Source organism: Bradyrhizobium manausense, from assembly GCF_001440035.1.
GTDB lineage: Bacteria > Pseudomonadota > Alphaproteobacteria > Rhizobiales > Xanthobacteraceae > Bradyrhizobium > Bradyrhizobium manausense.
Genome location: NZ_LJYG01000049.1, coordinates 1 through 14166, shown reverse-complemented (window position 1 = coordinate 14166; position 14166 = coordinate 1). Strand labels below are relative to the sequence as shown.

At 65.6% G+C, this 14166-nt stretch carries 10 protein-coding genes; 8 read left to right on the top strand and 2 right to left on the bottom strand.

What is annotated here, in order from left to right:
* The gene (locus AOQ71_RS13165) at nt 1-927 is read left to right on the top strand and encodes a CobW family GTP-binding protein (RefSeq protein ID WP_057747003.1); all 927 of its coding nucleotides are present in this window, start codon (nt 1-3) and stop codon (nt 925-927) included.
* Nucleotides 928-994: 67 nt separating this feature from the next.
* Complete coding sequence (locus AOQ71_RS13160) at nt 995-1864, top strand: urea carboxylase-associated family protein (protein ID WP_057747001.1); 870 nt, start codon at nt 995-997, stop codon at nt 1862-1864.
* Between the two features lie 3 nt (nt 1865-1867).
* Here AOQ71_RS13160 and AOQ71_RS13155 read toward each other — a convergent pair whose 3' ends face one another.
* Together AOQ71_RS13155 and AOQ71_RS13150 are read right to left on the bottom strand one after the other, a co-directional pair.
* The gene (locus tag AOQ71_RS13155; RefSeq protein WP_057746998.1) at nt 1868-2263 is read right to left on the bottom strand and encodes a GFA family protein; all 396 of its coding nucleotides are present in this window, start codon (nt 2261-2263) and stop codon (nt 1868-1870) included.
* Between the two features lie 47 nt (nt 2264-2310).
* On the bottom strand, nt 2311-2688 hold the full coding sequence (locus AOQ71_RS13150) for a tautomerase family protein (protein ID WP_057746996.1): 378 nt from the start codon (nt 2686-2688) through the stop codon (nt 2311-2313).
* Nucleotides 2689-2844: 156 nt separating this feature from the next.
* On the opposite strand from AOQ71_RS13150, the gene AOQ71_RS13145 reads away from it, so the two are divergent.
* The 6 genes from AOQ71_RS13145 to AOQ71_RS13120 all read left to right on the top strand — a co-directional run bounded on the left by AOQ71_RS13145 (nt 2845) and on the right by AOQ71_RS13120 (nt 14086).
* Nucleotides 2845-3444, top strand: coding sequence for a TetR/AcrR family transcriptional regulator (locus tag AOQ71_RS13145; RefSeq protein WP_057746994.1), 600 nt, complete (start codon nt 2845-2847; stop codon nt 3442-3444).
* Between the two features lie 138 nt (nt 3445-3582).
* Complete coding sequence (locus AOQ71_RS13140) at nt 3583-5265, top strand: methyl-accepting chemotaxis protein (protein ID WP_057746992.1); 1683 nt, start codon at nt 3583-3585, stop codon at nt 5263-5265.
* Between the two features lie 155 nt (nt 5266-5420).
* The gene (locus tag AOQ71_RS13135) at nt 5421-7142 is read left to right on the top strand and encodes an AMP-binding protein (RefSeq protein WP_057746990.1); all 1722 of its coding nucleotides are present in this window, start codon (nt 5421-5423) and stop codon (nt 7140-7142) included.
* A gap of 12 nt (nt 7143-7154) precedes the next feature.
* Nucleotides 7155-10460, top strand: a complete 3306-nt coding sequence (locus tag AOQ71_RS13130; RefSeq protein WP_057746988.1) for an acetyl-CoA carboxylase family protein — start codon at nt 7155-7157, stop codon at nt 10458-10460.
* A 184-nt stretch (nt 10461-10644) separates the two neighbouring features.
* Nucleotides 10645-12495: a sigma-54-dependent Fis family transcriptional regulator gene (locus tag AOQ71_RS13125; RefSeq protein ID WP_057746986.1), complete on the top strand. Its 1851-nt coding sequence runs from the start codon at nt 10645-10647 to the stop codon at nt 12493-12495.
* A gap of 259 nt (nt 12496-12754) precedes the next feature.
* Nucleotides 12755-14086 (top strand): IS1182 family transposase, encoded by a 1332-nt coding sequence (locus tag AOQ71_RS13120; RefSeq protein ID WP_057742559.1) that lies wholly within the window; start codon nt 12755-12757, stop codon nt 14084-14086.
* Nucleotides 14087-14166 lie beyond the last annotated feature (80 nt).

Sequence of the window (14166 nt, the reverse complement as noted above, 5' to 3'; positions counted from 1 at the left end):
ATGCCGGTCCCCATTCTGCTGGTGACGGGCTTTCTGGGGGCGGGCAAGACCACGGTCGTCAATCATCTGCTGGCTCACGCGGAGGGACGGCGCATCGCCGCCGTCGTCAACGATTTCGGCGCGATTAACATCGATGCGGAGTTGATCGCAGACGCAAGCGATGGCGTCGTCAGTCTCGCCAATGGCTGCATCTGCTGCTCGCTCGAAGGCGATCTGCTCCGCACGCTCTCCACCTTGCTGCGGCGTGATCCCAGGCCGGAATACATCGTCATCGAAACCAGCGGCGTCGCCGATCCCGCCGACATCGTGCGCAATCTGATGGATCCGGTGATCCTGCGCGAGGCGCCGCTGGAAACCGTGCTGTGTGTGATCGACGCGGCAACGCCGGCGGCGGCGCTGGACGATGCGCTGCAGCGCTCGCAGCTGCGCGTCGCCGATATCGTGGCGTTGAGCAAGCTGGATCTGGCCGGCGAAGGCGCAGGCGCGCGGATGCGCGAGGCGATCCGCGCCCAGCGCGTGCTCGCCGTCGTGGTCGATGCCAGGCACGGCGAGATTCCATCCGCCTTGCTGTTTCCCGCCAGCGATCGCGCGCCCGCGCCGCGCGAGCCGGGGCCGAAGCGTCCGGCCGAAGAACGCTTCGAGACGCTGAGCTGGACCTCTGACCATCAGCTCTCGCTGCCGCGCCTGCAGCAGGTAATCGGCAAGCTGGCACCGAAACTGGCGCGCGCCAAAGGCCTGTTCGAAACCGTCGAGCAGCCCGGCCGCCAGATGGTGTTCCAGTTCGCCGGCGGCCGCGCAACGCTCGCGCCGGGTGACGCGCCCGCACCAGGCATGCCCCGCGCGCGCATCGTCTTCATCGCCGAGCTCGGCGTGCTCGCCAAGGCCGAGCTCGACGCGCTGATGGATGGGTGCATTGCCTCGCCTTGACGTGAGGCGATAAAATCACTTCTCCAGTATCAGCCGCCGCCTGTCTTGCCGTGCGATTGAGGTCATCATGTCCCTGAAGAACTTATCCGCCCCCACTGATGCGGCCTCACGCCGTGCCGCCAAGCCGGTCATCGTCTATCCGGCCGGCTCGATGCCCGGGCCCGACGTGACCACGCTCGAATCGGCGCGGCAGACGATGGTCAAGACACACGAGCTCATCGTGCCGCCGCGCGATGCGCGCGCCTTTCGCGTGGCGCGCGGGCAATTCTTCCGCATCGTCAGCATCGAAGGCCCGCAGGTCGGCGATCTCAATCTCTGGAACGCGAACGATCTCTCCGAGCGCTTCTTCAGCGGCAAGACGCGGGCGCTCCACGGCACGCATGTCGGCCTCGGTGACAGGGTCTGGAGCACGATGCCTTATCTGCGGCCGATGGCGACCATCAGCCACGATACGCTGGGCTGGTACGGGTTCGACGCCGACGGCGCCGGCATCCATGATGTGATCGGCACGCGCTGCGATCCCTACACCAATCTCCTGCTGAACGGCACGAGTTACGATTTCTGCTGCCACTCCAACCTGGCGCGCGCGCTCGCCGCCGAATTGAAGCTCGATCCCGCCACGGTGGAGCATCACGTCCACGATGTGCTCAACGTCTTCATGTGCACCGGCTTCACGAAGGACACGCATCAGTATTTCATGAAGGCGAGTCCGGTCCGGCCCGGCGACTTCATCGAGTTGTTTGCAGAGATCGACCTGCTCGGCGCGCTGTCGGCCTGTCCCGGCGGGGACTGCAGCGCAACCCATTCCAGCGATGCCGCGGCCTGCCACCCGCTCAAGATCGAGATCTTCGAGCCGGACCGGGCGCGACTAAAAGACTGGTCCTGGCCGGCGCCGAGCGCCTATCACCGCCATCACGGCGCGCCCGCTGCAAGCTAAGTCCTACTCCTCGACCGGCAATTCATCCCCGTGCACATACCATTGCGCACGGGAGGCCCAGTGCACATGCCGGTCGGGTGACACGCCCAGCGGCTGGTCGAACGCTCCGGCATGAATGATCGCCTCGCGCCCGCTGCGCGTCAGATGCGGCATCGGGCTGCCGCAGCGCTTGCAGAACGCGGTGGCAAAACTGCGCGCGCCCGGCAGATCGAACCGCGCGACGGCGGCTTCGCCGCGCAGCCAGCGTAGCGCGCTCGCCTTGACGATCACCTCGCACGAATGCGCGGTGCCGGTTGCCTTGCGGCAGCGCGAGCAATGGCAGTTGAGGAAGCGATCGAGCGGACCCTCGACCTCGAAGGCGACTTCGCCGCACAGACAGCTTCCCCCAAACGTCGTCATGTCACTCCTCCTTCGCAAGTCTCAAGAAGGTGCCAGGTCCTCAGCGTTCAAGCAAACTGGGCAACGCCGTGTCCGACCGACCAGTTTTCCGCGGGCGCGTCGAGCACGTTGACGAAGACATCCTCGGGGCGGATGCCGGGATTGTCGCCGAGCAGCTCGGCAATCCGGCGGTACAGCGCCTTCTTCTGCTGAGGAGTGCGCGAGGCGAATACGGTGATCTGAATCAGCACGGCATCGTCGCTGCGTGCGACGCCATAGGCGTTGCCGCAGCGGAAGTTTGCCGGTGATAGCTCGTTGATGGTCATGAACTCGTCGCCCTCAGGCACGTTCAGCGCCTCCCGCATGGCGCGATAGAGACCGTCGAGGATTGCTTGTCGATAGGCGTCGGGCTTTCCGGCCCGCATCGAGATGTGAAGCAGAGGCATCGGCTGGTCCCTTTACGTGCGACCCCGACCGGCCCGGTGTATGCACGCACCGGTCGTTCGGCCCCTTGGCGAAACGGGCTATCAATCCCGCCTGGTTTTTGACACGATGTCTAGAAAACACATTCTTGACGCTGTGTCAAATACCCGGAGTGTCCATTGAGGCCGCGCGAATTCGATCATGACGAGGTCCTGCGCATCGCGTTCGATCAGTTCTGGCGCAAGGGCGTGCGTGGCGCCTCACTGTCGGACATCGCGCGCGCTTCAGGCGTTCAGCGCGGCAGCCTCTACAACGCCTTCGGCAGCAAGGAGGCGCTGTTCCTCCAGGCCTATGAGCGTTACGCCGGCGACTACCTGCTCGCCCTGCAAAAGACGCTTGCCACCGGCTCATTGCGCAAACGACTGACGTCGTTTTTCGATCTCACCATCACCAATTTCCGCTCCGGCTCGCCGCCGCGCGGCTGTCCGACCACGCGCGGGCTGATGGAGCTTGGCGCGGTCGAAGGTGAAGGTCTTGACGAGGACGCGCGGGAGGCCTTTGCGAACCTGATATCGCGCATCGCCGCGCTGGTTCAGGACGCATTGGAAGCAGGCGCCGCGCGCGGCGAGTTCAGCGGCGACCCGGCCGCCGCTGCGCTGCACATCATCACGGTGACGCGCGGCCTCGCCGTGCTCGAACGCGCCTTCGATGAGGAGCCCCAGTTGCGCAAGATCGCCGCCCACACCATCGACCTCGTGCTCGGCAAGGGCGGCCGCTAGGCGTAACCAACAGCATTGATCTGGTTTCGGTGCCAGCGATTCGCAGAAGATCCGCCTCGGGAACCCGAATGCTTAAAGCTTTGCTAAGGGGGAGCGGGATAATCTGGCATATCTCCCCGCCAAATCTTGCGAGCACCGATGATTTTCTCACGCATCAGTTTCAAGCTGGTCCTCATTGTCGGCATCAGCCTCGTCGGCATGATCGCGCTGGCGCCGATCGCGCTTTCGACCCTGCGCAGCCAGATGATTGCCGACCGCCAGGCCAAGACCCAGCACATGGTCGATGTCGGCTACGGCATCCTCGCGCATTACCAGAAGCTCGAGAGCGACGGAAAGCTCACGCGCGAGCAGGCGCAGGCCGGCGCCATGGCGGAGATCAAGAGCCTTCGCTACGACAAGGTCGAGTATTTCTGGATCAACGACATGGCCCCGAAGATGATCATGCATCCGATCAAGCCCGAGCTTGACGGCAAGGATCTCGCCGGAATGAAGGATCCGTCCGGCAACGCGCTGTTCGTCGGCTTCGTTGACGTCGTCAAGAAACAGGGCGCGGGCTTCTACAGCTATCTTTGGCCGAAGCCCGGCTTCGAGCAGCCGGTCGCGAAGATCTCCTATGTGAAGGGCTTTACGCCCTGGGGCTGGATCATCGGCACCGGCATCTATCTCGACGACGTCGACGCCGTCTTCCGCCAGGATGCGACGACGTTTGGCCTGGTGTGCCTCGCGGTGTTCGTGCTCGTGCTCGGCGCTTCCTTCGTGATCGGCCGCAGCGTGACCCGGCCGCTGGCGAAAATCACTGACCTCACCGAACGCCTCGCAGCCGGCGACAGCGCGTTCGAGGTGCCCTACACCGACCGCGCCGACGAGGTCGGCGGGCTCGCCAAGGCGCTGGCCGTGTTCAAGGACAATGCAGCGGCCGTGGGCCGGATGCATGCCGAACAGCAGGAAGCCAAGCAGAAGGCCGACGACGAGAAGCGCAAGACCATGGCCGATCTCGCCGGCAAGTTCGAGGCTAGCGTCCACGCCGTGGTCCGCGACGTCTTCAACGAGGCGCGCGCGATGCAGCAGGCCGCGCAAGGCATGTCGGAGACCGCCGACAAGGCGACCGAGCGCGCCAGCTTCGTCGCCACCGCCTGCCAGCAGGCCTCGAACAATGTTCAGACCGTGGCGTCCGCCGCCGGGCAGCTGTCGGCCTCGATCACCGAGATCAGCCAGCGCGTCGCGCAGGCGGCGACCGTCGCCGACAAGGCGGCCGCCGACGGCCAGCGCACCAACGACACCGTGCAGGGGCTCGCGCAGGCCGCCCACAAGATCGGTGAGGTCATCGATCTCATCAACCAGATCGCCTCGCAGACCAATCTGCTCGCGCTCAATGCGACGATCGAAGCCGCGCGCGCCGGCGAGGCCGGCAGGGGCTTTGCAGTGGTCGCGAGCGAAGTGAAGTCGCTGGCGAGCCAGACCGCGAAAGCCACCGACGAGATCGGCGCGCAGATCACCGCGATCCAGGCCGAGACCAACCAGGTCGTCGGCAACATCGAGAGCATCCGCGCCACCATCATGGAGGTCAACGAGATCTCCTCGTCGATCGCGGCCGCGGTCGAGGAGCAGGGCGCGGCGACGCAGGCCATTGCCCACAGCGTGCAGGAGGCAGCGTCCGGCACCGACCAGGTCTCGCAGAACATCTCCCGCGTCACCGATGCGACGGCCGAGACCGGTCAGGCCGCAGGACGCGTGCTGCAATCGAGCGGACGGCTCGCCGAGAAACTGCAATCGCTGGAGAACGAGGTCAGCGCCTTCGTTTCCGGCGTGCGGGCGGCCTGACGCGCGCATCTGCTCGGCGTTTTTCCGCGTCACGGCATCGCCCGTGATGCGGATGAACTGTTTGTCTTGACATGACGTTCGCCGTGCTCGACGTGTAATCACGTCGATCGAAGGCACATCTGTGCCAGAAAAGAAAAAGCATCGGGAAAGACGTCATGAGTGCAGGCCTCAACGAAAAGGACTACCTCGCCACCTTGCACGGGCTGTGGGAGAAGGCCTGGCCCAAGGGCCTGCCGCGCTCGCCGAACTATCTGCATGGCGAAGTTCCCCTGACGGAATATCTGCGCGCCTGGGCGAAGCAGAGCCCGACGCGCCCGGCGGTGATCTTCTACGGTCACGTCACGACCTATGCCGATCTCGACCAGCAGAGCGAGCGCTTTGCGGCGCTGCTGCAGGCCAAGGGTGTGCGCAAGGGCGACCGCGTCGCGGTGTTCCTGCCGAACTGCCCGCAATTCCACATCGTGTTCTTCGGCATTTTGAAGCTCGGCGCGGTCCACGTTCCCGTGAGCCCGCTGTCCCGTGCGTTCGAGCTGTCCTACGAGCTCAACGACACCCAGGCGGAAGTGATTGTGGCGCTGGATCAGCTGATGCCCGTCGTCGAGCAGGTGAGGGGCGAGGTGAAGCTGCGCGAGATCATCGTCACCAGCTTTGCCGATGTCGTGCCGGCAACGCCGGCCTTTCCGACGCCGGAGTCGATCCGCACGCCGCGCATCGTGGTCGCAGGCGCGACCGACCTGCTGCCGGCGCTTGCCGCGCTGCCCGCACCGGCGCCGCTGCCGCCGCCCGGCCTCGATGAGGTCGCGGCGCTCAACTATACCGGCGGCACCACCGGCATGCCCAAGGGCTGCGTTCATACCCACCGCGACATGGTCTACACGGCCGCTGCCAATTACGGCGTCTCGATGCAGTCGGATGAGAGCAGCGTGTTCCTGTCGTTCTTTCCGGAGTTCTGGATCGCCGGCGAGAACCTTGGCCTGATCTTCCCGCTGTTTTCAGGCGCGACGCTGGTGTTGCTGGCCCGCTGGGACGCCGTCGGCGCGATGGCCGCGATCGACAAGTACAAGGTCACGATCACGGCGATGCCGGTCGATGGCGCGGTCGAGCTGATGGACCATCCGCGCTGGAGCGAGTTCGATCTGTCATCGCTGCAGCAGGTTCGCGTGGTCTCCTTCGTCAAGAAGCTCAATGCCAGCTATCGCAAGCGCTGGAAGGACCTCACCGGCACCATCCTGATGGAGGCGGCCTGGGGCATGACCGAGACCCACACCTCCAACACCTTCACCGCGGGCTTCCAGGACGACGATTTCGACCTCAACAATCAGCCGATCTTCGTCGGCCTGCCGGTCCCCGGCGCCGAGTTCAAGATCACCGATTTCGAGACTGGCGCATTGCTGCCGCTCGGCGCCGAAGGCGAGATCCGGGTGCGGACGCCGTCACTGCTCAAGAGCTACTGGAATAAGCCGGAGGCCACCGCGGAGTCGCTGATCGATGGCTGGCTCCGCACCGGCGACATCGGCGTGATCGACAAGGACGGTTTTCTGCACTTCCTCGGCCGCCGCAAGGAGATGCTGAAGGTCAAGGGCATGAGCGTGTTTCCGCCGGAGATCGAGGCGCTGCTCGGCCAGCACCCGAAGGTGCTGGGCTCGGGCGTGGTCGGCCGCGACGATCCTGACAAGGGGCAAGTGCCGGTGGCCTATATCCAGCTCAAGCCGGAGGCATCAGGCACTATCTCCGCCGAGGACATTCGCGCCTGGTGCGCCGAGCGCATGGCCGTCTACAAGGTGCCGGAGATACGCATCATCGAGGCATTGCCATTGACGGCGACGGGCAAGGTGAAGAAGCAGGATCTCAACCCGAACCAGCCTGCCGCAGTCTGAGCGAGAGAGACGATGTCGTTCAGAAGACTTCTCATCGCCAATCGCGGCGAGATCGCCATCCGCGTCGCGCGCGCCGCGGCTGATGCCGGGATCGCCACGGTCGCGATCCATCCCGCTGACGATTCGCTGTCGCTGCACGTGCGCGTCGCGGACGAGGCGGTCGAAATCCCCGGCCGCGGCGCAAGGGCCTATCTCGACATCGAGGCGGTGGTGAAGGCGGCAAAGAGCACGGGCTGCGATGCCGTGCATCCCGGCTATGGCTTTCTCAGCGAGAACGCGGCATTCGCAAAAGCCTGCACTGACGCCGGTATCGCCTTCGTTGGACCAAAACCGGCCGCGCTGGAGCTGTTCGGCGACAAGGTCGCGGCGCGACAATTGGCAAAGCGCTGCGGCGTGCCCGTCATCGCCGGCACCAGCGGTCCCTCGAGCCTGGAGGAGATTTCGGCGTTCTTCACCTCGATCGGAAGCAATGCGGCGATTGTGATCAAGGCGATGGCGGGCGGCGGTGGCCGCGGCATGCGCGTCGTCGAGAACGCCGCCGATCTCGCCGAGGCTTATGCGCGCTGCCAGTCCGAGGCCAAGGCGGCGTTCGGCTTCGACGGCGTCTATGCCGAGAGGTTGATCCGGCAGGCACGCCACATCGAGGTGCAGATCATCGGCGACCGTCACGGTGCGATCTCGCATCTCTGGGAGCGTGAATGCACCATCCAGCGCCGGCACCAGAAGCTGATCGAGGTGGCGCCGAGCCCGTCACTGAGTGACAGCTTGCGCGGCCGTATCATCGAGGCCGCGAAGCAGCTTGCGGCTGCGGCATCGTATGACAATCTCGGCACCTTCGAATTCCTCATCGACGGCACCGCCGAGGACAGTTTCGCCTTCATCGAGGCCAATCCGCGGCTCCAGGTCGAGCACACCGTGACGGAAGAGGTGCTCGGCCTCGATCTGGTCCGCGCCCAGCTCGCGATTGCGGCGGGCTCGGCGCTGGCAACGCTCGGCCTTGCGCAAGCATCGATCCCGAAGCCGCGCGGCTATGCGATGCAGCTGCGCGTCAACATGGAGACGCTCGACGAGACGGGGGCGACGCATCCGACCGGCGGCGTGCTCGCGGTGTTCGAACCGCCGTCAGGCCCCGGCGTCCGCGTCGATAGTTTTGGCTATGCCGGCTACAAGACCAGCGCGGCCTTCGATTCGCTGCTTGCAAAAGTCATCGTGCATACGCCGGGCGAGTCCTGGCACGACGTGGTCGCAAAGGCCTCGCGCGCGCTGCGCGAGTTCCGGATCGACGGCGTCGTCACCAACATCGCCTTTCTCCAGGCTGTGCTGGCGCATCCCGATTTCCGGACCAACCGCATCGCGACCGATTTCATCGATCGCAACATTGCCAAGCTGGTCGAGGCGGCCGACGGTGCGGCGAAGCCGCTCTATTTTGCCGCAACCGAGCACGGCGGTGCATACGCCGCCGAGGCGCATGTGGCGCAAGTGGTGCCCGAGGGCGTGGTCATGGTGGCCGCACCGCTGCAGGGCACCATCGTCACCATTCAGGTCAAGGAGGGCGAGATCGTGCGCCCCGGCCAGCAGCTCGCCGTGATCGAATCCATGAAGATGGAGCATCTCGTCATGGCCGAGCAGGGTGGCCGCGTCACGAAGGTCGCGGCCGGCGACGGCGTCACGCTGCTGCATGGCGAGCCGATCCTTTATCTGGAGCCGCTCGACGTGGCGGCCGATAGCGCTGATGTCGAGGCCGACATCGATCTCGACCACATCCGCCCTGATCTCGCCGAGCTGATTGCGCGCCAGGCCAACACGCTCGATGAAAACCGCCCGGCCGCGGTCGAGCGCCGCCGCAACACCAACCAGCGCACCGCGCGCGAGAACGTTGCGCAGCTGGTCGATGACGGCTCGTTCATGGAGTATGGCAGCCTCGCCATCGCGGCGCAGCGGCGCCGGCGCAAGCTCGACGATCTCATCAAGAACACGCCGGCCGATGGCCTCATCATGGGCCTCGCCACCGTCAACGCCGAGAAGTTCGGACCCGAGGGGGCGCGCTGCATCGTCCTGGCCTATGACTACACCGTACTCGCGGGCACGCAGGGCCACATGAACCACAAGAAGATCGACCGCATGCTGACGCTTGCGGAAGACTGGCGCGTGCCGCTGGTGTTTTACGCCGAAGGCGGCGGCGGCCGGCCCGGCGACACCGACCGGCTCGGCATGACCGGCCTAGATGGTCCGTCCTTCGTGCAGTTCGCAAGGCTGTCCGGCCTCGTGCCCGTCATCGGAATCGTCTCCGGCTATTGCTTCGCCGGCAATGCCGCGATGCTCGGCTGCTGCGACGTCATCATCGCCACCAGGAACGCCTCGATCGGCATGGGCGGCCCTGCGATGATCGAGGGCGGCGGGCTCGGCGTCTATCACCCGGCCGAGGTCGGCCCCGTCTCGTTCCAGTCCCCGAACGGCGTCATCGACATCCTCGTCGAAGACGAGGAGCAGGCGACCTCGGTCGCGCAAAAATACCTGTCCTACTTTCAGGGCGCAGTGAAGGATTGGGAAGCGGCCGACCAGCGCCTGCTCCGCCGCGCCATCCCCGAGAACCGTCTGCGCGTCTACGACATCCGCAGCGTGATCGATCTCGTCGCCGACAAGGACAGCGTGCTGGAGCTGCGGCGCGACTACGGCGTCGGCATGATCACGGCTCTGATCCGCATCGAAGGAAAACCGTTCGGCCTGATCGCCAACAATCCGCGCCATCTCGGCGGCGCCATCGATGCCGATGCCGGCGACAAGGCGGCGCGCTTTCTCCAGCTCTGCGATGCCTTCGATCTGCCTGTCGTCTCGCTCTGCGACACGCCCGGCTTCATGGTTGGCCCGGAAGCCGAGAAGACCGCGATCGTCCGCCACGTCTCGCGCATGTTCGTCACGGGCGCGAGCCTCACGGTGCCGCTGTTCGGCATCGTGCTGCGCAAGGGCTATGGTCTCGGGGCGCAGTCGATGATCGGCGGCGGCTTCCACGCCTCCTTCTTCACCGCGGCCTGGCCGACCGGCGAGTTCGGCGGCATGGGCCTGGAGGGCTATGTCCGCCTCGGCTTCCGCAAGGAGATGGAGGCGATCGCCGATCCGGGGGAGCGCGAGACTTACTACCGCAACAAGGTCGCCGAGCTCTATGCCAACGGCAAGGCGGTCTCGATCGCCTCGGTGTTCGAGATCGACAACGTTATCGATCCCGCCGAAACGCGGCGCTGGATCATGGCGGGGCTGCGGTCCGTGCCGAAGCCGCCGGCGCGGACGGAGAAGAAGCGGCCGTGCATCGACACGTGGTGAGGGCGGTGCAGCAATAGCCCACATTCCGTCATTCCGGGGCGATGCGAAGCATCGAACCCGGGATCTCGAGATCCCGGGTTCGGCTCTTCGAGCCGCCCCGGGATGACAGCGGATCCGGTTCTCGATTGACATCCCCGCCTGTGGTGCCAGACTTTGCACAATAATACAGGGTGGAGACGCCGCGATGGCCAGCCTTTCGGCCTCGAACCATGTCGCCCGTGTCTTGTCCGTGGCCAATCAATTGGCCGAGGTCGACGCCTCCTCGCGCATCGAAAATTCCTGGCGGCGCTGCCTGATCAATCACAAGCTGGACCCCGCCCGTCTGGGCCCGCCGCAGACGCTCACCGAAGCCGAGATCCGTCACGTCGCCGAGCCCATGGAAGAGACCATCCGGCTGCTGACGCCGGAGCTCGACGATCTCGCCCGCGTGCTGCGCGACGCGGGCTATTGCGTCAATCTCGCCGACGCCAACGCGACCATGCTGTTCAGCCGCCTGCCTGGAGAGGCCGACGCGCGGATGTTCATGGACTGGAAGATCTATACCGGCTCGAACTTTGCCGAGACCTTCGAGGGCACCAATGGCCTCGGCACCTGCCTCGCCGAGCAGAAGCCGATCCTGGTGCATCGCGACGAGCATTTTCGCGCGCAGTGGCACATGTTCTCCTGCGCCGTTGCACCGCTGTTCGACCAGGCCGGGCACCTCGCCGGCGCGGTCAACATCACCTCCTGCCGCGAGGATCTCGAGCGCGCCGCGCATCAGCTCGCGCTCGCGGTGACCATGGAAGCGACCCGGCGGATGGAAGGCGCGATCTTCCGCGAACACTTCCGCAATGCCTGGATCGCGACCGTGCCTGGCGACGGCGGCAGCGGCCTGCTCGCCTATGACGATGACCGCCGCATCGTCGGCGCCTGCCGCTCCGCGCGCGCCTTGCTGGGTCTCACCGACGGCCTGATTGCCTCAGGCATCGATCTGGCGCGCTACATCAAGCACGATCATACGCGCAACGCGGACGAGATCGTCGAGCTGCGCCGCGCTGATGGCCGGCCGCTGGGCCAGAGCCATGTCTCCCCGCCGCTGCGCGCAAGATCTGCCCCGCTGCGTCACGATGCACCCGTCGATCGCTTCGACGCGCTGCATCGGCTGGCCGGGCGGGATCCCGGGATGGTCAAGAGCGTGAAGCGCCTGAAGAGCATCGGCGATCATAATCTGCCGGTGCTGCTGCATGGTGAGACCGGCGTCGGCAAGGATGTGTTCGCGCGCGCCGTTCACGCCGCCAGCAACCGTGCGCGCAACAATTACGTCGCGCTGAACTGCTCGGCGATGCCGGAGAGCCTGATCGACGCCGAGCTGTTCGGCTACGAGGCCGGCGCCTTCACCGGCGCGCGGCGCGACGGCTCGAAGGGCCTGATCGTGCAGGCCGATGGCGGCACGCTGTTCCTGGACGAGATCGGCGACATGCCGATCGCGTTGCAGACACGGCTCTTGCGCGTGCTGGAGAACCGTGAGGTCTGGCCGCTCGGCGCGCTCAAGCCTGTCGCCGTCGATATCCGCCTGATCAGCGCCACCCATCGCGATCTCGGCCGCATGGCGGAGGAGGGGGCTTTCCGTGCCGACCTCTATTTCCGCCTGCGCGGCATGGAGGTGCACCTGCCCGCCTTGCGCGACCGCGCCGACCGCGACGACATCATCAGCAAGATCGCGCGCGAGGAGGCGCCGAACTGCCGCCTCTCGCCTGAGGCTTGGGCGCGGCTCTCGGCCTATCCCTACCCCGGCAACATGCGCCAGCTCCGCCACGTGCTGCGCCTCGCCGGCTGCACGGCCGAGGACGGCGTCATCACCGATGCCGATCTCGACCTGCCGCCTTTCGGCGGGAGAACTGTGGAGACCGATCTCGCAACGGCCGAGCGCGCCACGATCATCGAGGCGCTCCGCAAGCACAGCGGCCGCGTCACCGAAGCCGCCCGCTCGCTGAAGCTCAGCCGCGCAACACTGTATCGCAAGATCAAGCAGCTGAAGATCGAGACCGCGCGCTAGCGTCCAACCGCATGCAGCGAGACGAGTGAGGGATATCTCTCCGCTGGCTCGGAATCGTAGGGTGGGCAAAGCGAAGCGTGCCCACGTATGCAGGAATCGTAGGGTGGGCAAAGGCGCACTTGCGCCGTGCCCATCATCTCTCGCGAATGTTGCAGCACGTGGGCACGCTTGCGCTTTGCCCACCCTACGAGACTGTGAATCTTTTGTACCGCGTGTCGGGCGAATGTGATTCTCTAGGCAGACTGATCTGCTGGAGAGGATGATGGCTGACGAGGGACTTTTTGGCGAATTGCCGGATCAGTCGGCGCCACGAACCGAAGCGGTGCCGCGGGGTGCACCTCGGCTGCGCGAGCCCGTGCGCAATCAGGTCGAATTGCGGGCGGTCGATATCGACAGCCTGATCGGGCAGGATCATCTGGCCCGGGTGATCTGGGCTTATGTCGAGGGGCTCGACCTGAGCGAGCTGGAAGATCGGGTTAAGGCACGGGAAAACAGGCCGGGCCATCCGGCGCCATCACCCCGGCTGCTGCTGGCGCTTTGGCTGTACGCCACGAGCGATGGCGTTGGCAGCGCGCGGGCGTTGGATCGGCTCTGCGACAGTCACGACGTCTACCGCTGGCTCTGCGGCGGCGTGTCTTTGAACTATCACACACTGTCGGATTTCCGGGTCGGCTGCGCGGACCTGCTGGACCGTTTGCTGGTCGAACATCTGGTGGCTCTGAATGAGGCAGGGCTGATTGATCTGGAGAAGCTGACCCAGGACGGGGTGCGGATACGGGCGAATGCGGGGGCCGGCTCGTTCCGGCGGGAGGCAACGCTCGGCCGGCAGATGGCCCAAGCGAAGGCTGTGGTGGAAGAGCTCAAGCGCGAGGTCGATGCGGATCCGGAAGCCAGCAGCCGGCGTATCAGGGCGGCCAGAGAGCGCGCGGCACGCGAACGCAGTGAGCGGGTGCAGGCTGCGCAGAGGGCTTTGGACGAGATCAAGCGGAAGCGCAAGCAACTCGACGAAAAAGGCGGCAATGGCAAAAAGCCGAAGGAGCCCCGGGCCTCCACCACCGACCCGCAGGCAAGGGTGATGAAGATGGCAGATGCCGGCTTCCGCCCCGCCTACAATGTGCAGGTGGCCAGCGCGGCCGGCGAACTGATCGTGGTCACGGTCGACATCGACAACAACGGATCAGATCGCGGCTTGATGCGGCCGATGCTGGAGCGAACGCGCACTCGGCTGAAGCGCTTGCCGCGTCGCTACCTCGCCGATGGCGGGTTCTGCAGCGGCGAGGACATCGAATGGGCGCACGGTGAAGGCGTCGAGGTCTACTGTCCTCCGCCCAACTCCAGGAGCGGTGTCGATCCCTTTTTACCTCGGAGCAGCGACGGTCCTGGCGTCGCGGCCTGGCGGGCCCGCATGGCCAGCGAAGCCGGCAAGGCACAGTACAAAGCCCGCACGATCTGCGAATGCATCCATGCCCGGTGGCGGAACTGGGACCTCAGGCAATTGACCGTGCGCGGCATCGAGAAGGTCCGTGCCGTCGTGCTCTGGTACGCCCTCACCAACAACATCCTGCAAGGACACCAACTGGCAAAAGCATAGACAGCACAGCCATCCCCCGGCGGTTCGACATCGACGGCCCCCGACATCAGCGCGGGCGCTACCCACTCTTTAATATCGAA